The sequence below is a fragment of the Holophagales bacterium genome, from assembly GCA_016719485.1.
Taxonomy (GTDB): domain Bacteria; phylum Acidobacteriota; class Thermoanaerobaculia; order UBA5066; family UBA5066; genus UBA5066.
On record JADJZB010000030.1, the window covers coordinates 97501 to 118648 of the forward strand.

A 21148-nucleotide genomic window follows, 5' to 3' on the forward strand; every position below is an offset into this window, starting at 1 on the left:
CGTGAAGCTCGAAAAAGATCGGTTTCCTCGGGCGGGCGATCCGAGTGAGGAGGCGGCCGCTCGTTCAAGGGCGCTCTCCGACCGGCCGGATGTGGACCCATGGTCGTTGGCCTCGGACGCCGGAGCACGGGAAAAGGACCCCTTATCCCTCTCCGGGACAAGGGGTTCCACCGCCGCACATTTCCACCCTGATGTTCTGCTCCGGAGGGTAAGGGGGAAGCGAACGCCGTCGCAATCCCACCAAAGTGGGATTTCCATCGGAAGCGACGGAACGGAAAGCCCGCTTCGAGCCCGGGCCTCCCGCCGAGCGGACTCAGGCCGGAAAGGTCAGACGGCGGCCAGAGACGGCCCAGCCCCCCGCAAGGAGACGGTCGATCGTGGCGGGATAGAGACGGTGCTCGGCAGCGAGGATGCGGGCCGAGAGGCTCTGGACGTCGTCGCCCGGGAGGACCGCTACGGCTTCCTGGCCCGCGATCGGCCCCGTGTCGGTGCCCGCGTCGACGAGATGGACCGTCGCGCCCGCCACCTTCACACCGTGCTCGAGCGCCTGCTCCTGGGCCTGGAGGCCGGGAAAGGCCGGCAGGAGTGAGGGGTGGACGTTCACGATCCGCCGCTCGAAGCGGGCGACGAAGGCGGGAGAGAGGACGCGCATGAACCCCGCGAGGCAGACGAGGTCCGTACCCGCGGCGACGAGATGCACGGCCAGGCGCTCTTCGTAGGCGGCACGCGGTTCACCCGGACGCCGCTGCTCGAGCTGCGCCCGAAGGCCTCGCGCACGGGCCTTCTCGAGGCCCGCGGCGTCCGCCCGGTCCGCGAGGACGAGAACGATCTGCGCGGGCAGGTCGCCGCGCGCGCACGCGTCCGACAGGGCCTCGAAGTTCGAGCCGCGACCCGAGAGCAGGACCGCGAGCCGCGCCGGGAGCGCGAACCAGGGGACGGGCGCGACGTACGGGGCGCCCTCCAAGGCCGTCACGCGAAGCGGACGCCGCGAGGACCGCTCTCGACCCTGCCGACCGCGAGGACCGTCTCGCCCGCCTGTGCGAGCCGGAGCGTGACCTCGGCAAGGTGGGCGGGGGCGACGAAGAGGACCATCCCGACACCGCAGTTGAAGACCCGGAGCATTTCGTCCTCCGCCACGCTCCCCTTGTCGCGAATGAACCGGAAGAGAGCCGGCCATTCCCATCCCCCGGGCTCCACGACGGCCCGAAGGCCTTCGGGGAGAACGCGCGGGAGGTTGTCGGGAAAGCCGCCTCCGGTGACGTGCGAGAGGGCGGAGAGGAGCCCGTCCTGAACCAGCGGCAGGAGCGGTTTCAGGTAGCTCCGGTGCACCGCGAGAAGGGCCTCGGCGACGGTCGTTCCGAGCTCGGCGACGCGGTCGTGCGGTGACAGGCCGAGCCGCTCGAAAAAGAGCATCCGGGCAAGGGAGTAGCCGTTCGTGTGAAGGCCCGAGGAAGCGAGGCCCAGGAGGATGTCTCCCTCGACGACGCGCGAGCCGTCGAGGAGCTTCGGCCGGTCGACGACCCCGACGATCGTCCCGGCGAGGTCGTAATCGCCGTCGGCGTACATCCCCGGCATCTCGGCCGTCTCGCCGCCGAGGAGAGCGCAGCCGTTCTCGCGGCACGCGGCCGCGACGCCCCCGATGACCTCCGCGATCACCTCCCGGCGCATCCGTCCGGTGGCCACGTAGTCGAGGAAGAAGAGGGGCCTGGCCCCCTGTACGAGGATGTCGTCGACGCAGTGGTTGACGATGTCCTGCCCCACGGTGCCGTGCACGCCGGCGGCGATGGCCACGCGGATCTTCGTGCCGACGCCGTCCGCCGAGGCGACGAGGAGCGGGTCTTCCATCCCCGCGAAGTCGGGCCGGAAGAGTCCTCCGAAGCCCCCCACGTCGCCGACGACGCCGGGAGTGAACGTCGAGCGGATCGCTTCCTTCGCGCGGGCGACGGCCGCCATCTTCGCGTCGATGTCGACGCCTGCGGCGGCGTAGGTGAGCGGCGTGTCGTTCGGGATGGCGCGCCTCCTCGCAGGGGTTCCGCCGGGCCTCCGGCGGGGCGGCACGATGGTATCAGCGCTTCCCGTCGCGTCCCGCGGGCGCGTGGACGTCGTCCTCGCCGAAGAGCGGCTGCTGCTCCAGAGCCGCGACGAAGGGGACCGGGTAGCGACCCGAGAAGCACGCGGCGCACGTCTCGCCCTCTCCCTTCCCGAAGGCCTGGAGCATCCCGTCGAGCGACAGGTACCCGAGCGAGTCGGCCTCGATGAAGGCCTGGATCTCCTCGAGCTCCTTCGTGGCCGCGATGAGCTCCCGGCGCTGGGGGGTGTCGATCCCGTAGTGGCAGGGGTTCGTCGTCGGGGGAGAGGAGATCCGCATGTGGACCTCGGTGGCCCCGGCCGACTTCAGGAGTCTGACGAGCTTCTTCGACGTCGTCCCACGGACGATGGAGTCGTCGACGAGGACGATCCGCTTTCCGCCGACGACCGACCGGACGGGATTCAGCTTGACCTTGACGCCGAAGTTCCGGATCGACTGCTTCGGCTCGATGAAGGTCCGTCCGACGTAGTGGTTCCTCACGAGGCCCATGCCGTACGGGATGCCGCTCTCCTCCGCGTAGCCGAGGGCGGCGAAGATCCCGGAGTCGGGAACGGGGACGACGACGTCCGCCGCGACGGCGTGCTCGCGCGCCAGCCGCCTCCCGAACGCGCGTCGCGACTCGGCGACCGACCTGTGGAAGACGGTCGAGTCGGGGCGGGCGAAATAGACGTGCTCGAAGATGCAGAACGCGGTCCGCCGCCCCATCGCGAAGGACGAGGAGGCGACGCCGCCGGCGTCGAGGATGACGATCTCACCCGGCTCGACGTCGCGCAGCGGCTCGGCGTCGAGGAGGTCGAAGGCGCAGGTTTCGGAGGCGACGAGCCAGGCGTCGCCGAGGCGGCCGATCGTGAGCGGCCGGAAGCCCTGCGGGTCGCGCGCCGCGAGGACCTTCTCCCCGGCGAGGAGGACGATCGAGTACGCCCCCCGGACGCGGGCCAGAGTGTCGCGGAGCGCCTCGACGAGGCTCTCCGCCCTCGAGCGGGCCATCAGGTGCAGGAGGACCTCGGTGTCGGAGGTCGTCGTGAAGATCGACCCCTCCGCCTCCAGCTCGGCCCGCAGCTCGTCGGCGTTCACGAGGTTGCCGTTGTGGGCGATGGCCAGCGGCCCCTTGTTCGTGTTGTAGACGATCGGCTGGGCGTTCTCCAGGAGCGATCCGCCGGCCGTCGAGTAGCGGACGTGCCCCACGGCCGACCGTCCCGGCAGACGCGCGAGGCGGGCCTCGTCGAAGAGGTCGGCCACGTAGCCCATCCCTCTCTCGAACACGATCCGCTTCCCGTTCCAGGCGGCGATCCCGCCCGCCTCCTGCCCCCTGTGCTGGAGGGCGTAGAGGCCGAGGTAGGTCAGGTTGGCGGCGTCGGGGTGCCCGTAGATCCCGAAGACCCCGCACTCCTCGCGGAACCCGTCCGTTTCGATCGCCTCTGGCTGTTCGCTCACGCGTCGGAGTTTATCCGCCCGGCCTCGCCTCTCCCCGGCGCGGGCAGGGGAGCCTCATGCGAAGTTGCTCGCGACCATGATGCAGGCCTCGTGCACCGTCTTGAACGGGGCCCGGGCGGCGGCCTCGAGGACCGCCTCGTCGTAGCTCCCGTCCTGGAGCCAGACCGCGGGAAGGCCGAGCCGGGAGGCCTCCTCGAGGACCCCCATCGTGACGTCGGGATGGGTGACGACGTTCACGATGTGGATCGGCGGCGGGACCGCCGCGAGGTTCGGGAATGCGGGAATGCCGGCAATCTCGGGCTGTCGCGGATTCACCGGGAGGACGGTGTACCCCTTCGCCGCGAGGTATCTCACGATGATGTTCCCGTACTTGGCAGGGTCGTTGCTCGCACCGACGACGGCGATCCGGGTCTCGGGGCCGCGTCGGCGAAGCTGCTCGAAGACCTCCGGCGGGTGCGGGTCGGGTCGGGTCATCGGAAACCTCCTGGCGGGCCGCTGCGAGCGGCCCGGCCGCATTCTGCGACACGTGTCCCCGGCAGGGACGCGCCCGGGCTTCAGCCCTTTCACGCGCCCGGCTTGTTCCCCGGCCGCCCGCCGTCGGCCCGCGTCGGGACCGTCAGCTTCGTATCCCGGACGTCTTCGATGAAGCCGGGTCCCAGGGCCTTCGAGGGCGTCCACGCCCCCGGCTTCACGCCCCCGCGAAGGACCCGCTCCGCCGCGAGAACGGCGGTCTCGGCGGTGAGCGTGTAGCCCTCGAGCGTCTCGACCGTTCCCTCCACCGCACGCCCCTCCCGGTCCTCGACCCGGCCCCAGAGGAGCGAACGCTCGCGGGCCCTCTCCGCGTCTGTCGGCCCGGCGATCCCCTTCTTCGCCCAGGCCGAAAGGAGGGCCTGCAAGGGGCCGAACCCGGCCAGCGGGAGCAGCGACCGGCTCCACCGAAGCACCGAGACGTGCGCCGGAGCCATCGCCATGTAGGTTTCGATGTTCGGGATCCCGGTGGAGCGGTAGGCGGTGGAGAGGTCTCCCCAGGGAATCGTCACGGCGTACCGTGGTCTGTCGGGAAACGGGATCGTCCTCGCCTTCCACGCCACGGGCACGGAGACGAGCTTTCCGTCGATGCGGGCCGCGCCGCCTTTCGGAAGCCCCTCGATCATCGTCCGGGCCGTTCCGGCCGAGATCCCGAACCCGCGGAAGGCGAGCTGGAGGCGGACCGCGCCGGGAAGCGCCATTGCGAGCGACGCCGCGAGGCAGTCGGAGGGGACGACGTCGAACCCGACGCCGGGGAGGAGGACGACGCCCGCTTTCACCGCCTCGGTGTGCCGCGCGAAAACCGACTCGAAGACGCCGATCTCCCCCGTGATGTCGAGATAGGGAACCCGCGCCTTCAGGCAGGCCGCCAGGACCGGGGCGCTCGTCCTCGAGAAGGGGCCCGCGGCCAGGAGGACCGCGCCGAACCGCGAGAATCGCTCCGCGAGGCGCCGCGGCGCCTCGTCGAGCCCGAACGCCTCGAACGGGACCCCGCGCTCGCTGGCGAGGGGCTCGATCGCCCCGGGGCGCCGGCCCGCGATCGTCACGGAGAGGCCCCGGGCGAGGGCGGCGTCGAGGATGAGCCGCCCCGTGTAGCCGTTGGCGCCGTAGAGGAGGAGTCGCTTCTTGGCAGCAGACACGGGCGTCCGATGGTACGCCGTCCGCTACGATCGGGAGCATGACCGCCGACACGTGGGATCCGGGCCAGTACGCGAAGTTCCTGCGCGAGAGGAGCGCCCCCTTCTTCGACCTCCTCGACCTCGTCGAGACCCGCCCTGGAATGCGTGCCGTCGACCTCGGCTGCGGCACGGGGGAGCTGACCCGGCAGCTCCACGAGCGGCTCGGCTGCCGGGAGACGCTGGCGCTCGACCGCTCGGCGAGGATGCTCGAGAAGAGCGCCGCCTTCGCCGCACCCGGGCTCCGGTTCGAGAAGGGAACGGTCGAGTCGTTCGTCCCGGACGGTCCTTTCGACCTCGTCTTCTCCAATGCCGCGCTCCACTTCGTCGAGGGGCACGAGGAGCTCTGGCCGCGACTCGCCGCGCTCCTGGCGCCGGGCGGGCAGATGGCCGTCCACCTCCCCGCGAACCAGGACCACCCGACGCACGTCACCGCCCGGGAGGTGGCCCGCGAGGAGCCGTTCGCCGAAGCCCTCGGCGGGTACGTCCTCCCGAACAACCTCCTTCCGGTGGAGGCGTACGCCACCCTCTTCCACCGCCTCGGCTTCTCCCGGCAGTCCGTAAAGCTCGTGGTGTACGGCCACCTCCTCGAATCGCCCGAGAGCGTCGTGGAGTGGGTGAAGGGGTCGATCCTCACCGAGTACCAGTCGCGCCTCGTCCCCCGGCTGTACGAGCAGTTCCTCGAGACCTATCGCCGCCGCCTCCTTCCCCGCCTCGCCCACGAGCAGCCGTACTTCTTCACGTTCAAGCGCGTCCTGATGCACGCGGCGCTGTGAAGGGGGCCTTCTCGGGAACCGCCGGCGAGCCTCCCGGCGGTCCCCTTCCGGACCGGGGGCGACGGACCCTCTGCTAACGTCACCCTGGCGGGCGGGGCTGGCCCCGCGGGAGGTCTTCCGTGACGACGAGCGTCCGGCGCCACGAGACGGTGGCGGTCAGGGTCGGAAAGGTGACGATCGGCGGCGGGGCGCCCGTCGTCGTGCAGTCGATGACGTCGACCGACACGGCCGACGTGGCCGCCACGACGAAGCAGTGCCTCGAGCTGGCCCGGGCAGGCTCCGAGCTCGTCCGGATCACGGTGAATCTCCCCGAGGCGGCCGCCGCGGTCCCCGAGATCCGCCGGCGGCTCGACGCCGAGGGTTGCGACGTTCCCCTCATCGGCGACTTCCACTACAACGGCCACACGCTCCTGACGGCCTACCCGGAGATGGCCCGGACTCTCGACAAGTACCGGATCAACCCCGGCAACGTCGGCACCGGCCGGAGGCGCGACGAGCAGTTCGCCACGATCTGCGCGATCGCCCGCGAGAACGGCAAGGCGGTGCGGATCGGCGTCAACGGCGGCTCCCTGAACCAGGAGCTCGTCCTCTCGAAGATGCAGGAGAACACCGACCGGGACCTCGGCAGGAGCTCCGAGGAGATCCTGAACGAGTGCATGGTCCTCTCGGCGCTGCAGTCGACGGAGCTCGCCCTCGAATGCGGTCTCGCGAGGGAGCAGATCGTCATCTCCTGCAAGGTGTCGCGTCCGCGCGAGCTGATCTCCCTCTACCGCGACCTCGCCGGCAGGACCGCCCAGCCGCTCCACCTCGGCCTGACCGAGGCGGGGATGGGGACGAAGGGGCTCGTCTGGTCGTCCGCGGCGATGGGGGTCCTCCTCGCGGAGGGGATCGGCGACACGATCCGCGTCTCCCTCACACCTCGCCCCGGCGGCGACCGGCGCGAGGAGGTGTATGCCGCGTGCGAGCTCCTCCAGTCGCTCGGCATCCGCGCCTTCGCCCCGAGCGTCACCGCCTGCCCCGGCTGCGGGAGGACGACGTCGACGACGTTCCAGGAGCTGGCCGAGCGGATCCAGGGCTACGTGCGCGACCAGATGCCGCGCTGGAAGGTCGAGAGGGAGGGGGTCGAGCGGATGACCCTCGCCGTCATGGGGTGCATCGTGAACGGCCCGGGCGAGTCCAAGGCCGCCAGCATCGGCATCAGCCTCCCCGGCACCGGCGAGGCGCCGAGCTGCCCGGTGTACGTCGACGGGCAGAAGTTCACGACGCTGAAGGGCTCCCCCGAGGAGCTCTCCGAGGCTTTCCGCGCTCTCGTCGACGACTACGTCGCGACCAGGTACCCGAGACGGGAGCCCGGCAACCGCGGGCCGGACGCCGCCACGGGTGCCGCCTCCCCCGGATCGCGATAACCTCCACGCGTCATGAGCGGACCTTCTCCCGACCGGTTCGACGACAAGGCGTCGGTGAAAGGGACGATGCTCCGGGCTCACCTGAGCTGGGCGGCGAACCGCTTCGGTCCAGGATTCGAGACCGTGAAGCAGGGCCTTTCGGCCCCCGTCCTCGCGCTCCTGTCCAGGCCCGTCCTTCCCACCGACTGGGTCCCCTTCTCGGCCCTCATCGAGCTGGACCGGGCGATCGCCGCCGCTGCCGGCCCCGACCCGGAAGAGACCTGGCTCGCCCTCGGCCGCCACTCGGCCGCGCTCAACCTGACGGGCGTCTACAAGGGCTTCATCAGCGGCGAGCCCCACCGGTTCTTCGAGCGGATGACCGTCCTGCACCACCAGTTCCAGACGTTCGGCCGATCGGCCTACGAGCGGCTCGGCGACAGCTCGGGACGGGTTCGGATCGAGAACACGTCGGCATTTTCGCCCGTCTACTGCATCTCGGGCCGGGGCTACTACCAGGAGGCGCTCCGCCTCCTGCACGCCCCCGGCCCCATCGTCGTCCGCCACACCGCCTGCGCGGCCGACGGCGCCCCGGCCTGCGTCTTCGAGCTCGCCTGGTGAAACCCGGCCCGGGCGGTTCGTACGCCCCCGAGGGAGACTTCGCCCTTCTCGAGCACGTCGCGCGGACCATCGGCGACTTCGTCCTCGTGACGGACGTCGAAGGAAAGCTCACCTGGGTCAACGAGGCCGTCCTCGCCCGCTCCGGCTGGACCCGCGACGAGCTCCTCGGAAAGCCGTGGCGGCTCTTCCTCGGCGACGTGAACCCACCCGGTCTCGTCGAGAAGATCACCGCGGCGACGCGGGCCGGAGGCTTCCAGGGGGACATCCTCAACGTGACGAAGCAGGGGGAGGTCCTCTGGGTCGCATTGAGAACGTCGATCCTCCTGCGGGGCGGCGCGGTCGACGGCTTCGTTTCGATCTCGACCGACATCAGCGGGCGCAAGCGCGTCGAGGAAGAGCTGACGGCCGCGCGCGACGCGGCGGAGGCGGCGAGCCGGGCGAAGACAGAGTTCCTCGCCAACATCAGCCACGAGATCCGGACGCCGATGAACGCGGTCATCGGCATGGCGGGCCTCCTCCTGGAGACGTCGCTGACGCCGGAGCAGCAGGACTACGTCGAGACGATCCGGACGAGCGGCGACACTCTCCTGACACTCCTGAACGACGTCCTCGATTTCTCGAAGATGGAGTCCGAGAGGCTCGAGCTGGAGAGCCGCCCCTTCTCGCTCCGGGACGCCGTGGAGGACTCCTTCGACCTCGTCGCGCCGGCCGCGGCGGCCAAGGGCGTCGACCTCTCCTTCCGCATCGAGCCCTCCGTTCCCGCGACCCTCGAGGGCGATGTGACCCGCGTCCGGCAGATCCTCCTCAACCTCCTCTCGAACGCCGTGAAGTTCACCCCCAGCGGCGAGATCGTCCTCAGGGCTTCCTCGAAACAGACGGCCGACCAGAAGCGGGAGGTCGAGATCCTCGTGCGTGACACCGGGATCGGCATCCCCAGGAAGCGCCTCGATCTCCTGTTCCAGAGCTTCAGCCAGGTCGATCCATCGACGACCCGCCGGTTCGGCGGGACGGGTCTGGGTCTGGCGATCTGCAAGGGCCTCGCCGAGAGGATGGGCGGAGGAATCAGCGTTTCGAGCGACCCGTCCCTGGGCTCGACGTTCCGTGTCACGTTCGTCGCGGCCATCGGGCCGCCGCCCGCCATCAGCGAGGCGATCCCCGGCGTGGGCCGCCTCGTGGGGCAGAGGGTCCTGCTCGTCGACGACGCCCCGGGATCGAGGGAGACGCTCTCGGAAACGCTCTCGTCGTGGGGGATGGTGGTCCGCGCCACCGCCTCGCCGCAGGAGGCGCTTTCCTGGGTCGAGGCCGGGGAGCCGTTCGACGTCGGCCTGCTGGACGAGGAGATGCCGGAGCTCGACGGCCGTCGCCTGGCCGAGGCGATACGGCTGAGCCGCGACGCGGACGAGCTTCCGCTCCTGCTCGTCACGTCCCGGGGCCGGCGGGCCGGCGGGACCCGCGGCACCTTCGTCGCGGCCCTCGCCCGCCCCGTGAGACCCCGCTCTCTCGCTTCCGCCCTTGCAGGGCTTCGCGACGACAGCGTCAGCCGGCGGCGGCGCAGGAGCTCCGCCCCGACTCTCCCGAGCGACCTGGCCCGGACGCACCCGCTGCGGATACTCCTCGCCGAGGACAACGTGGTGAACCAGAAGGTCGCGCTGTCCTACCTCTCCCGGATGGGCTACGCCGCCGACGTCGCCGTGACGGGCCGCGAGGCCCTCGAAGCCGTCCGCCGGGAGAGCTACGACGTCGTCCTGATGGACGTCCAGATGCCCGAGATGGACGGTTTCGAAGCGACCCGGCGGATCCGGGCCCTCGGCCCGGGCGAGAAGGGTCCCTGGATCGTCGCCGTGACGGCCAGCGCGATGACCGGCGACCCGGAGAAGTGCCTCGCGGCCGGGATGAACGACTACCTCTCGAAGCCCGTCCGGGTCGAGGACCTGGCCGCGGCCCTGCGACGGGCACCGCGCAGGACGCGGCGGATCCCGCCGGCCAATGCCCTCCCCGTCCTCGTCCCCGGCCCAATGGAGACGCTGAAGAAGCTGGAGCGGCCGGGCGAGGAGGCCTTCCTCGCGTCGCTCCTCGAGATCTTCAGCCGCGACACGCCGCTCCGGATCGAGGAGATGGAGCGGTCCGCGACGGCGGCCGACGCCGAGTCGTTCCGGCGCGCAGCCCACAGCCTCAAGTCGAGCGCCTCCTCCCTGGGAGGCGCCCGCGTGGAGGCTCTCTGCGCGCAGATGGAGAAGCTCTCGGCCGAACCCGGCGGGCTCGACGAGGCCGCACGTTTCCTGCCGTCCCTGAAGGACGAGGCGGCCGTCCTCCTCGAGGTGCTCGCAGGCGGCGAAGGCCCGGCGCAGAGATAGACTCTCCGATGCGCAGGCGCCCCCCGAGGGCGCGCGCGGGGAGCGGATTCCGATGAGCGCGTACAAGATCGCATGGCTGCCGGGAGACGGGGTGGGCAACGAGGTCATGGAGGCCGCCCGCATCACGCTCGACGCCCTGAAGCTCGACGCCGTCTACACCCACGGCGACATCGGCTGGGAGTTCTGGTGCTCGGAAGGGGAATCGTTCCCCCAGCGCACCGTCGACCTCCTGAAGGCGTCCGATGCCGCCATGTTCGGGGCCATCACCTCCAAACCGGTGAAGGCCGCCGAGCAGGAGCTCGTCCCCGAGCTGAAGGGCAAGGGGCTCACCTACCGCTCGCCGATCGTCCGGATGAGGCAGATGTTCGACCTCTACATCTGCCTCAGGCCCTGCAAGGCCTACCCGGGCAACCCTCTCAACTTCAAGGAGGCGATCGACCTCGTCATCTTCCGCGAGAACACCGAGGACCTCTACGCCGGCGTCGAGTTCTCGCCCGTCCCCGACGCGCTCGCCACGACGCTCAGCGCCCTCAGCAAGCCGTTCGGCCACTTCGCCGGCCTGCCGGGGGACCAGTACGCCGTCTCGTGCAAGATCAACACGCGGAAGGGCTCGGAGCGGATCGTTCGCGCCGCCTTCGAGTTCGCCCGGAAGTTCGGCCGGAAGAAGGTGACGATCGTCCACAAGGCGAACGTCGTCCGCGCGACGGACGGCCTCTTCTTCGAGGAAGCGAAGAAGGTTGCGGCCGATTTCCCGGAGATCGCCGTCGACGACGCGAACATCGACGCGATCTGCATGTGGCTCCTGAAGAACCCGATGAGCTACGACGTCCTCGTCGCCCCGAACCTCTACGGCGACATCATCTCGGACCTGGCGGCCCAGATGGTCGGCGGCCTCGGCTTCGGCTGCTCGGGGAACATCGGGACGAAGCTCGGCGTCTTCGAGCCGAGCCACGGCTCGGCACCGAAGTACGCCGGCCAGAACAAGGTGAACCCGATCGCCACGATCCTCGCCGCGAAGATGATGCTCGACTTCCTCGGCGAGAAGGAGAAGGGCGTCCGCCTCGAGGCCGCCGTCGCCAAGGTCATCGCCGAGGGGAAGGTCCGCACCTACGACATGGGCGGCTCGGCCACCACGCTCGAGCTGGGCGAGGCGGTCGCCCGGGCGCTCTGACGTGACCCATCGCGGTATCGTCCTGCACGAGGTGGGGCCCCGCGACGGGCTCCAGGTCGAGACGACGGTCGTCCCGACGGAGACGAAGCTCAGCTGGATCCACGCGCTCTGCGAAGCGGGCCTCGACGTCGTCCAGGTCGGCTCCTTCGTCCACCCGGAGAAGGTCCCGCAGATGGCCGACACCGACGCGCTCTTCCGGCGACTCACGGCGCCGGGGGCCGAGCGGAAGGGGCAGGCGGTCTACTCGGGCCTCGTCCTCAACGAGAAGGGCCTCGACCGGGCGCTCGCGTGCGGCGTCGAGATGGTCTGCCTCGGCGTCTCGGCCTCCGAGACCCACAGCCGGAAGAACACCGGCATGGGCACCGCCGAGGCCACGGTGCGGATCGTCGCGACGGCGAGGAAAGCGGTCGAAGCGGGCCGCAAGGTCCAGGTGTCGGTCCAGTCGGCGTTCGGCTGCGGCTTCGAAGGCGTCGTCTCCGAAGAGAAGGTCCTCGACATCGCCCGTGCCTACGTCGACGCCGGGCTCCTGACGATCGCCCTCGCCGACACGGCGGGACACGCCTACCCCGAGCAGGTGGAACGCCTCTACGGAAAGCTCCTCGCGCTCCACCCCGGAATCGAGGCGGCCTGCCACCTCCACGACACCTACGGCGCCGGCATGGCGAACGTGTACGCCGCCCTGCGCGCCGGCGCCGTCTCCCTCGAATCCTCCTTCGCCGGCCTCGGCGGCTGCCCCTTCACGAAGGTCGCCGCCGGCAACGTCGCGACGGAGGACCTCGTCCACACCCTCCAGCGGAACGGTCAGCGGACCGACGTCGACCTCGCGCGCCTCATCGAGGTCGCCCGCGACGTCGCGACGTTCTTCGGCCGCGAGATGCCCGGCCGCGTCCACCGGACCGGCCCCGCCCCGCAGCTTCGAAAACAGGAGACCCCGGCATGACGAAGAAGGCCCTCGAGGGCGTCGTCGTCCTCGACCTGACGAACGTCCTCTCGGGGCCGTTCGCGACGCTCCACCTCGCCCTCCTCGGCGCCGAGGTGATCAAGGTCGAGAACCCGACCGACGGCGACCTGGCGCGCAAGCTCGGCAACGTCCCGAAGCTCAACAAGGAGCTGATGGGGACGAGCTTCCTCGCGCAGAACGCGAACAAGAAGTCGCTCACGCTGAACCTCAAGAAGCCCGAGGCGAAGGAGATCTTCAAGAAGCTCGCGGCGACGGCCGACGTCGTCGTCGAGAACTTCCGCCCGGGCGTCATGAAGCGCCTCGGCGTCGGCTGGGAGACGCTCCGCGAGATCAACCCGCGGCTCGTCTACTGCGCCATCTCCGGCTTCGGCCAGGACGGCCCCGACGCCGACAAGCCCGCCTACGACCAGATCATCCAGGGGCTCTCGGGCGAGATGGACGTCAACGGCGACGAGCGGCTCCACCCGCTCCGGGCCGGCTTCCCCGTCTGCGACACCGTCGGCGGGATGAACGCCGCCTTCGCGATCCTGGCCGCGCTCTACCACCGCGAGCGGACGGGCGAGGGGCAGTCGATCGACGTCGCCCTCCTCGACTCGATCATGCCGCTCATGGGGTGGGTCGCCGCGAACCTCCTCATCGGGGGGCAGTCCCCGGTCGCCATCGGCAACGACAACTTCACCGCCGCCCCGTCGGGGACGTTCCGGACGCAGGACGGCTTCGTGAACATCGCCGCGAACAAGCAGGAGCAGTGGGAGTCGGTCTGCGACGTCCTCGGCGTCCCGGAGCTGAAGGCGGACCCGAGGTTCGCCGAGCGCGACACGCGGAAGAAGAACCGACACGCGCTGACGCCCCTCCTCGAGGCGAAGCTCGGGGAGAAGCCCACTTCCGAGTGGGTCGACCTCCTCAACGCGAAGGACGTCCCGTCGGGCGACATCCTCTCGCTCGAGGCCGCGCTGAAGCAGCCGCAGGTCGTCCACCGGAAGACCCTCGAGAACGTCGAGACTCCCGGGATCGGACCCTCCCCCTCTTCAACCTCACGGCGAAGCTCGAGAAGACCCCCGGGTCGATCGACGCGCCCCCCCCGCGCCTCGGCGCGCACACTGCAGAGATCCTCGGCCGGATCGGCTACGCCACGGACGACGTGGCGCGCCTCAAGGCCGAGGGAGTCGTGTAAGGAGACCTCCATGGGCAAGACCGTCGTCGAGAAGATCCTGGCGCGCGCCGCGGGCCTCCCCGCCGTCAGCGCCGGGGACGTCGTCGAGCCGCGCGTCGACGTGGCGATGAGCCACGAGAACGCCGCGCTCGTCATCAACCAGTTCCTCGAGATCTACGAGGGAACCGGGGTCACCGCCCACCCCTGGGACGTCTCGAAGATCGCGATCATCTTCGACCACCGCGTCCCGGCCGAGTCGCCGAAGACCGCGTCGAACCAGAAGAAGATCCGCGAGTTCGTCGACGCGCACCGGATCTCCCGCTTCCACGACATCCGCGGCGACGTCGGCGGCATCTGCCACCAGATCCTCCCCGAGTACGGCTACGTGAGGCCCGGGCAGGTCGTCGTCGGCACCGACTCCCACACGACGAGCCACGGCGCCCTCGGCGCCTTCTCGTTCGGCATCGGCGCCACCGAGATGGCCTCCGTCTGGACGCTCGGCGTCGCCCTCAACATCGAGGTTCCGACGACGATCAAGATCGAGGTGAACGGCGAGTTCGGCCCGCACGTCGGCCCGAAGGACCTGATCCTCCACGTCGTCGGAAAGCTCACGGCCCAGGGCGCCAACTTCCGCGTCCTCGAGTTCCACGGCGAGACGATGCGGAAGATGTCGACCTCCGGGCGCCTCGCCGTCTGCAACATGTCGGTCGAGGCGGGCGCCACGTCGGGCATCGTCCCGGCCGACGCGGAGACGATCCGCTACCTGCGCGAGGAGGCGGGCGTCACCGACCCGATCGAGCCGGTCGTCCCCGACGCCGACGCCGTCTACGAGCGGGTCGTCACGATCGACGTCTCGACCCTCGAACCGCAGATCGCCTGCCCGCACACGGTCGACAACGTCAAGGCGATCTCCGAGGTCGCCGGGGTGAAGGTCCACCAGGTCGTCATCGGCTCCTGCACGAACGGGCGGATCGACGACCTCGAGGCCGCCGCGAACATCATCCGCGGCAAGAAGGTCGCCCAGGGGACGCGGATGCTCGTCTTCCCCGCCTCGGGCCGCGTCTTCCAGGAGGCGCTCGACCGGGGCTACGTCTCCGACTTCATGAGGGCGGGCGCCGTCGTCATGAACGCCGGCTGCGGCCCGTGCCTCGGCGTCCACGAGGGGGCGCTCGGCGACAACGAGGTCGCCGTCTCCACCACGAACCGCAACTTCAAGGGGCGGATGGGGAACCCGAAGTCGGAGGTCTACCTCTGCTCGCCCGCCGTCGCGGCCGCTTCGGCCGTCGCGGGCGTCCTGGCCGACCCGCGGAAGGGGAACTGACATGGGCAAGGTCGCATTCGTCGTCGGGGACGACGTCTCCACCGACGTCATCTACCCGGGCCGCTACATGGCCACCGTCCTCCCCACCGAGACGCCCCAGTTCGCCTTCGCGAACGACCCGGCGCTCAACAACAAGCTGAACGCGAAGCTGGTCCCGCCCGGCTCCGTCCTCGTGGGCGGGAAGAACTTCGGCTGCGGCTCCTCGCGCGAGCAGGCCGTCTCCTGCCTCAAGGGGTGGGAGCTGACGATCGTCGCCAGCGACATCTCCCGGATCTTTCTCCAGAACGCGATCAACCTCGGGCTCAACATCATCACGGCGCCCGGCGTCGAGGCTTCGGAAGGCGACGAGGTCGTCGTCGAGGGGCCGAAGGTCGTCAACAAGACCAGCGGGAAGTCGTGGGACGTCGTCCCGCTCCCCCCCGCGCGGCAGGCGATCATCGATGCCGGCGGGCTCATCGCCTTCACGCGCAAGCGGATGCTCAAGGCGCAGGCGATGGGCTGAGGTCGGCTCGGCGCCGAGAACCAGGCTTCAGGTCGAAGGGGCGCCCGAACGGGCGCCCCTTCCGGTCCGCGGCCCTTCCCCCGATCCGTCCTCCCGCGTCTCCCCCGCCTCGTCCTTCACCTGCTCCACGAGCGTCTCGACCCGCCGGTCGGCCTGGAGGTGCTTCTGCAGCTCCAGGAGGCCGGCGCCGGCGAGGTTGGGACGGGCGCTCGGCCTGCCGTAGATCCGCGCCTGCCTCTTCCCCTCGAGGACCACGAGGAGGACGAGAAGGGGAACCCCGACGATGAGGACGATGCCGAACGTGGTCACGGCGGGAAGTCTACGGCGGGAGCGTCCGCCGGGCCGGCGGCGGCGTAGAGAAGGCGATGAGATCGACACGGCTCGCCGCGACCCTCGCCCTTCTCCTCCTCGCGCCGGCCGCGGAGGTGGCGATGGCGACCGAAGAACCGAAACACCGTGTCCTCGAGACGAGAGACGGCTTCGAAGTGCGCCTCTACGAACCCCAGGTCGTCGCCGAGACCCTCGTTCCGGGGGAGTTCGGCGAGGGTGGGAACGAGGGATTCCGGCGGGTGGCCGGCTACATCTTCGGCGGCAACGACGGCGGCCGGAAGATCGCCATGACCGCCCCCGTCGCCCAGGAGCGGAGCCCCGGCCCGCGCGACGGGACGAAGATCGCCATGACCGCACCGGTGGCGCAGGAGAAGACGGGAGAGGGGTGGACCGTCGCGTTCATCATGCCCGCCGAGCACACGATGGCGACCCTGCCGAGGCCGAACGACCCGCGCGTCACTCTCCGGGAGGTCCCTGCGAGGCGCGTGGCCGCCGTGACGTTCAGCGGTACGTGGGGAGCCGAGCGCTTCGACGCCGTCGCCAGGGAGCTCCTCGGCAGGCTCGACGCGGCCGGCTTCGTCCCCTCCGGCCCGCCGGTCTACGCGCGCTACGACCCACCCTGGACACCGTGGTTCCTCCGGAAGAACGAGGTGCTCGTGCCCCTGCAGGGCAGTCCGAAGACGGTCGCGGTCCGCTGAGGCGCCAGGTCGATCGGCGATCCCTCCCGGCCTAACATCCGCGGCATGGATCTCGCCGCGATCGTCCCTCCCGGCGCCACCGCCTCCCGCTCGCTCGTCGTGACGGAAGACCTCACCGTCGGCCACTGGGCCGAAGGGATGCCGCCGGTCTTCGGAACGCCGTTCCTGATCTACCTCATGGAGGTCGCTGCGGCGGACGTCCTGAAGCCTTACCTGCCCGAGGGGTGGGCCACCGTCGGGGCGCAGGTGAGCGTCTCGCACCTCGCGGCGACGCCGCTCGGGATGACCGTGACGGCGACGGCGAAGCTCGTCTCGGCGACGGAGCGGACGGCGACGTTCGAGGTCGTCGCCCACGACGGCGTCGAGAAGGTGGGCGAGGGGACGCACGTCCGAGGCGCCGTGGACCTCGCGAAGTTCGAGAAACGCTGGAAGGCCAAGGCGGAGGCGGCGGGAGAGACGCGCCCCGGCGTCGGGACCGCGAGCGGCGCGTGACGATTCGGCCGCGCCGATCCTTTCTCTACGTCCCGGGGTCCAACCCGAGAGCGCTGGCGAAGTCGAGAACGCTGCCGTGCGACGGGCTGATCCTCGACCTCGAGGACTCCGTCGCGCCCGAGGCGAAGGAGGCGGCGCGCGCCACAGTCGTCGCGGCGCTCGCCGAGGGGGGCTTCGCCCCCCGGGAGGTCCTCGTTCGCGTCAACGCGCGCGGCACGGAGTGGTTCGGGGCCGACGTCTCCGCTCTGGCCCGGGCCGGTGCCGACGGGCTCGTCCTGCCGAAAGTCGAATCGCCGGAGGACGTGCTGGCCGCGGCCACCCTCCTCGCGGGCCCGGGCGCGCCGCCCGGCCTCCCCCTCTGGCTGACGATCGAGACGCCCCGGGGCGTCCTCGCCTGCGGTGTCCTCGCGGGGGCGCACCCGGCCGTCGCCGGCCTCGTCGCGGGGACGTCCGACCTGGCGAAGGAGCTGCGCGCCCGGCACGTTCCCGGCCGGGAGCCGCTCCTTTTCGCCCTCTCGGCCATCGTCCTGGCGGCCCGCGCCCACGGCCTCTGGGTGCTCGACGGCGTTCACCTCGCCCTCGACGACGAGAGCGGCTTCGCGGCCTCGTGCCGGCAGGGGCGCGACCTCGGGTTCGACGGGAAGACGCTGATTCACCCCCGGACGATCGAGGCCGCGAACCGCCTCTTCGCCCCCGACCCGGTCGAGGTCGAGGCGGCGCGTCGGCTGCTCGCGGCCTGGCGCGCGGCCCGGGCCGCGGGGAGCGGCGTCGCGGTCTTCGACGGCCACCTCGTCGAGGAGCTCCACGCGCTCGAGGCCGAACGGCTCGTCACCCTCGCAGACGCGGTCGCGGCGACGGGGCCCGCCTGACGAGAGGCGACGCTGCGCGCTCCCGCCCCGGGGCCGGAGCCGCCGTTTCCCTGCGCTGGGAATGGACTCTGCGGTTACGATCCCGCCCGAGGGAAACAATCAGATGGATTCCGGAACGCTCAGGAAGTTCGAAGAGAGCCTCGGGCGCTGCATGGCGGATCCGGATTTCCTCGACATCTTCTACGGGAACTTCCTCGGCTCGTCCCCCAAGGTGCGCGAGAAGTTCGCGGGGACCGACTTCGACAGGCAGAAACAGATGCTGCGTGCGTCGTTCGACACGATGCTGAACGCCGCCCGCGACGAGGAGAACGGACCGGCGATCTGGCTCGCCCCTCTCGCCGAAAGACACGGCGCGCGCCAGCTGCGGATCGGAGCCGAGCTCTACGACCTCTGGCTCGACAACCTCCTGAAGACCGTCAAGGCGTGCGACGCGGGCTGGTCGGAGGACGTCGAGCAGGCGTGGGAGGCCGTCATGGGCGTCGGCATCAGCTACCTCTGCTCGCGCTACAACTCCTGAGGCTCCGGAATCCGCGCGCCCCGGGTCCCCGGGGTGCGTAAGATCCCGCGCCGTGAGCCAAGTCCTCTCCGTCCTCGACGTCGTGAAGCACTACGGGAAGGTGAAGGCCGTCGACGGCGTCTCCTTCGAGGTCGCCGCGGGGCGCATCACCGGCCTCCTCGGCCGCAACGGCGCCGGGAAGACGACGACCCTCCGGATGATCACCGGCGTCCTCCACCCCGACCGGGGCCGCGTCGAGCTCTTCGGAGCCGGCGTCGCCGAAGCGCGCGACCGGCTCGGCTACCTGCCCGAGGAGCGCGGCCTCTACCGGAAGATGCGCGTCCTCGACCACCTCCTCTTCCTCGCCGAGATCAAGGGGCGCTCCCCCGCCGCCATGCGGCCGGCCGCCGAGAAATGGCTGAGGCGATTCGAGCTCTGGGAGAAGCGGGACGGCAAGGTGGAGGAGCTCTCGAAGGGGAACCAGCAGAAGGTCCAGCTCGCCGGCGCCCTCCTCTTCGACCCCGACCTCGTCATTCTCGACGAGCCCGGATCCGGCCTCGACCCGGTGAACGTCGTCCTCGTGCGACGCCTGCTCCAGGAGCTCGCGGCGGACGGAAAGGCGATCCTCCTCTCGACGCACCAGATGGGCGAGGCAGAGAAGCTCTGCGACGAGATCGTCCTCGTTCACGACGGCAGGGTCGTGAAGGCCGGATCCCTCGCCGAGGTGAAGGCTTCCGGCGGGAGGGACGCGGTCCACGTCGAGTTCGAGGGGGACGGGGCGTTCCTCTCCCAGCTGCCGGGCGTCGGCTCGGCCCGGGTCGACACGAACCGCGCCGAGCTCCGCCTCCAGGCGAGCGCCGACCCCCAGGAGCTGCTCGCCGCGGCGGTGGGACGGCTGCGTATCCTCAGGTTCGAGGTCGTCGCGCCGTCGCTCGAGGAGGTCTTCCTCGAGGCGGTCGGCGGGACCCCGGCGGAGGTGGCGGCGTGAGGAAGCTCTGGGCCGTCCTGAAGCGCGAGTACCGCGAGACGGTGCGCAAGCCGTCGTTCCTCGTCATGACCGTCCTCGCGCCGTTCCTGCTGGCGGCGCTCATGATCGTGCCCGCCCTTCTCGCCGTGAAGGGTATGGGAGAGCGGCGGGTGGCGATCCTCGACGGCACGGGCCGGCTCGGCAGCATCGTCGCCGTCCTCGAGAGGAAGTCACCGGAAGGCCTGACTCCCTTCGCGCGGGGCGGGAGCGCGGGACGCGGGGGGGCACCGACGGGAAGGATCGTCCCCGAATACGTCAACCTCTTCGGCGTCGACCCGAAGAACGCGGTCGGCCCGTATCTCGCCCGCCTTGCCGGGGAAGGCACGCCGAAGGACCAGCTCCTCGACGGCGTCCTGCTCGTCCCGGCCGACGCCTTCGAGCGCCCGGTCACGAGCCTCACCTACTTCAGCCGCTCCGCCGTCGACCTCCTCGCGCAGGAGAGTCTCGGGCGCGTCGTGAACCGTGCGCTCCAGCGGGAGCGGCTCGCGGCCAGGGGTATGGAACCGTCCGAGGTGGAGCTCCTCCTCGCACCGCTCCCGGTCCGGACGGTCCAGGTGACGAAGTCGGGCCAGGAGCGGACTGGAGGCGAGGGCAATTTCCTCGTCGCGATGGTCTTCATGGCGCTCCTTTTCATCCCGTCGCTCGTCTACGGGCAGGAGGTGATGCGGGGCGTCATCCAGGAGAAGACGGACCGCGTCGTCGAGATCCTCGTCTCGTCGATGACGCCGATGGAGCTCCTCTCCGGGAAGATCCTCGGGATGGCCGCCGTCGGCCTGACGCAGATCGCCGTCTGGATGACGATGGCCGGCCTCCTTCTCGGGTCGGGCCTCTCGGAGGCGCAGACAGCCGGGCTCGACCTCTCGGCCGTCCTCCGTCCGGCGGTCGCGGTCTGGTTCGTCGTCTTCTTCGTCCTCTCGTACCTCGTCACGGTCGGCGCCTACGCCGCGGGCGGGTCGATCGTCAGCTCGGAGAAGGAGGCGCAGCAGGTCCTGACCCCGGTGATGATCGTCTTCATGGTCCCGTGGTTCCTGATGATGCCGATCCTGTCGAATCCCGACTCGAACCTCTCGGTCGTCCTCTCCCTCGTCCCGATCTACACGCCGATGACGATGTTCATCCGGATCCTCGTCTCGGAGCCGCCGGCGTGGCAGGTGGCCCTTTCCCTCGTCCTCTCGGTCGCGACGATCGCATTCCTCCTGAAGGCGACCGCGAAGATCTTCCGGGCCGGCCTCCTGGCCACCGGAAAGCGACCGACCATTCCCGAGCTCTGGCGCTGGCTGAAGGCCGCGTGAGGTCCGCGAACGGCCGCGTCGGGAAGTCCGGCGCGGCCGTCGGGATTTCCGGCACGGAACGAAGGCCGGAGCGAACGCCCGATTCCCGCGCGTCGCCTTAAGACTCTCCTTCTGCACGACTTGGCCGCCCTCCGTCGGTCGGGGTCGCCGTGGGCACGCCTCATGCAGCTCCACGTGTGCGCCGGTTCCCCCGCGAGGGAAATCCCGACGCGAGGAGGTTTCCCATGCAGCCCACCGACACCGAGATCCTCTGGCTCAACCTGACGAACGCCGGACTGGGCCTCGCCACCCTTGCCGGAATCGGCGTCCTCGCCTGGACGGCCGTCCGCGAGCTCGGCGAGCGCGCGAAGAGCCGCGTCACCGTCCACTCCCTCGATCCGCACTCCGCCTTCATCCCCGAGCTCGGCCTCACGATGGCCGACGGCGGCGAGAAGATCGACGCGGACGAGGAGAAGGCGAAGGAGACGGAGAAGTAGC

General features: G+C 70.5%; 21 protein-coding genes and 1 pseudogene. 16 read left to right on the forward strand and 6 right to left on the reverse strand.

Annotated elements, in window-relative coordinates; genetic code table 11:
* Positions 1 to 313 precede the first annotated feature (313 nt).
* The 5 genes from IPN03_22030 to IPN03_22050 all read right to left on the reverse strand — a co-directional run bounded on the left by IPN03_22030 (position 314) and on the right by IPN03_22050 (position 5190).
* Positions 314 to 964: a phosphoribosylglycinamide formyltransferase gene (locus tag IPN03_22030; protein MBK9376322.1), complete on the reverse strand. Its 651-nt coding sequence runs from the start codon at positions 962 to 964 to the stop codon at positions 314 to 316.
* A gap of 5 nt (positions 965 to 969) precedes the next feature.
* Positions 970 to 1953, reverse strand: a complete 984-nt coding sequence (locus IPN03_22035) for a phosphoribosylformylglycinamidine cyclo-ligase (protein MBK9376323.1) — start codon at positions 1951 to 1953, stop codon at positions 970 to 972.
* Positions 1954 to 2065: 112 nt separating this feature from the next.
* Positions 2066 to 3502: an amidophosphoribosyltransferase gene (locus tag IPN03_22040; GenBank protein ID MBK9376324.1), complete on the reverse strand. Its 1437-nt coding sequence runs from the start codon at positions 3500 to 3502 to the stop codon at positions 2066 to 2068.
* Positions 3503 to 3577: 75 nt separating this feature from the next.
* Positions 3578 to 3997, reverse strand: a complete 420-nt coding sequence (locus IPN03_22045; GenBank protein ID MBK9376325.1) for a CoA-binding protein — start codon at positions 3995 to 3997, stop codon at positions 3578 to 3580.
* Positions 3998 to 4086: 89 nt separating this feature from the next.
* Entirely contained in the window at positions 4087 to 5190 is a 1104-nt protein-coding gene (locus IPN03_22050; protein MBK9376326.1) for a saccharopine dehydrogenase NADP-binding domain-containing protein, read from the reverse strand.
* 38 nt (positions 5191 to 5228) lie between these two features.
* Between IPN03_22050 and IPN03_22055 the strand changes: the two genes are divergently transcribed.
* The 9 genes and pseudogenes from IPN03_22055 to leuD all read left to right on the forward strand — a co-directional run bounded on the left by IPN03_22055 (position 5229) and on the right by leuD (position 15467).
* The gene (locus IPN03_22055; GenBank protein MBK9376327.1) at positions 5229 to 6002 is read left to right on the forward strand and encodes a methyltransferase domain-containing protein; all 774 of its coding nucleotides are present in this window, start codon (positions 5229 to 5231) and stop codon (positions 6000 to 6002) included.
* A gap of 119 nt (positions 6003 to 6121) precedes the next feature.
* On the forward strand, positions 6122 to 7408 hold the full coding sequence (ispG, locus tag IPN03_22060; GenBank protein MBK9376328.1) for a flavodoxin-dependent (E)-4-hydroxy-3-methylbut-2-enyl-diphosphate synthase: 1287 nt from the start codon (positions 6122 to 6124) through the stop codon (positions 7406 to 7408).
* A 12-nt stretch (positions 7409 to 7420) separates the two neighbouring features.
* Complete coding sequence (locus IPN03_22065; protein ID MBK9376329.1) at positions 7421 to 8005, forward strand: hypothetical protein; 585 nt, start codon at positions 7421 to 7423, stop codon at positions 8003 to 8005.
* Positions 8002 to 10359, forward strand: a complete 2358-nt coding sequence (locus IPN03_22070) for a response regulator (GenBank protein MBK9376330.1) — start codon at positions 8002 to 8004, stop codon at positions 10357 to 10359. The genes IPN03_22065 and IPN03_22070 overlap by 4 nt, the downstream gene beginning before the upstream one ends.
* A 52-nt stretch (positions 10360 to 10411) precedes the next feature.
* Complete coding sequence (locus IPN03_22075) at positions 10412 to 11530, forward strand: isocitrate/isopropylmalate dehydrogenase family protein (protein ID MBK9376331.1); 1119 nt, start codon at positions 10412 to 10414, stop codon at positions 11528 to 11530.
* Between the two features lies 1 nt (position 11531).
* Positions 11532 to 12470, forward strand: a complete 939-nt coding sequence (locus IPN03_22080; protein MBK9376332.1) for a hydroxymethylglutaryl-CoA lyase — start codon at positions 11532 to 11534, stop codon at positions 12468 to 12470.
* Positions 12467 to 13665: pseudogene (locus IPN03_22085) on the forward strand (CoA transferase). Before IPN03_22080 ends, IPN03_22085 begins: the two are co-directional and overlap by 4 nt.
* A 10-nt stretch (positions 13666 to 13675) precedes the next feature.
* Positions 13676 to 14965 (forward strand): 3-isopropylmalate dehydratase large subunit, encoded by a 1290-nt coding sequence (locus tag IPN03_22090; GenBank protein ID MBK9376333.1) that lies wholly within the window; start codon positions 13676 to 13678, stop codon positions 14963 to 14965.
* Position 14966: 1 nt separating this feature from the next.
* Positions 14967 to 15467 carry a 3-isopropylmalate dehydratase small subunit gene (gene leuD, locus IPN03_22095; GenBank protein MBK9376334.1) on the forward strand — a complete coding sequence of 167 codons (501 nt, stop codon included), beginning with the start codon at positions 14967 to 14969 and terminating at the stop codon, positions 15465 to 15467.
* 27 nt (positions 15468 to 15494) lie between these two features.
* Here leuD and IPN03_22100 read toward each other — a convergent pair whose 3' ends face one another.
* A complete protein-coding gene (locus IPN03_22100) occupies positions 15495 to 15776 on the reverse strand; it encodes a hypothetical protein (protein ID MBK9376335.1) in 282 nt (93 codons plus the stop codon).
* 56 nt (positions 15777 to 15832) lie between these two features.
* Between IPN03_22100 and IPN03_22105 the strand changes: the two genes are divergently transcribed.
* From IPN03_22105 to IPN03_22135, 7 genes are all read left to right on the forward strand, one after another.
* Positions 15833 to 16495: a heme-binding protein gene (locus tag IPN03_22105; protein ID MBK9376336.1), complete on the forward strand. Its 663-nt coding sequence runs from the start codon at positions 15833 to 15835 to the stop codon at positions 16493 to 16495.
* A gap of 45 nt (positions 16496 to 16540) precedes the next feature.
* On the forward strand, positions 16541 to 16987 hold the full coding sequence (locus IPN03_22110; GenBank protein ID MBK9376337.1) for a thioesterase family protein: 447 nt from the start codon (positions 16541 to 16543) through the stop codon (positions 16985 to 16987).
* A complete protein-coding gene (locus tag IPN03_22115; GenBank protein MBK9376338.1) occupies positions 16984 to 17856 on the forward strand; it encodes a CoA ester lyase in 873 nt (290 codons plus the stop codon). Before IPN03_22110 ends, IPN03_22115 begins: the two co-directional genes overlap by 4 nt.
* A 103-nt stretch (positions 17857 to 17959) precedes the next feature.
* Positions 17960 to 18373 carry a globin gene (locus tag IPN03_22120; protein ID MBK9376339.1) on the forward strand — a complete coding sequence of 138 codons (414 nt, stop codon included), beginning with the start codon at positions 17960 to 17962 and terminating at the stop codon, positions 18371 to 18373.
* Positions 18374 to 18425: 52 nt separating this feature from the next.
* Positions 18426 to 19340 (forward strand): ATP-binding cassette domain-containing protein, encoded by a 915-nt coding sequence (locus IPN03_22125; GenBank protein ID MBK9376340.1) that lies wholly within the window; start codon positions 18426 to 18428, stop codon positions 19338 to 19340.
* Positions 19337 to 20671, forward strand: coding sequence for an ABC transporter permease (locus IPN03_22130; GenBank protein ID MBK9376341.1), 1335 nt, complete (start codon positions 19337 to 19339; stop codon positions 20669 to 20671). Before IPN03_22125 ends, IPN03_22130 begins: the two co-directional genes overlap by 4 nt.
* A gap of 224 nt (positions 20672 to 20895) precedes the next feature.
* Positions 20896 to 21147 carry a hypothetical protein gene (locus IPN03_22135; GenBank protein ID MBK9376342.1) on the forward strand — a complete coding sequence of 84 codons (252 nt, stop codon included), beginning with the start codon at positions 20896 to 20898 and terminating at the stop codon, positions 21145 to 21147.
* The last annotated feature ends 1 nt before the right edge of the window (position 21148 follow it).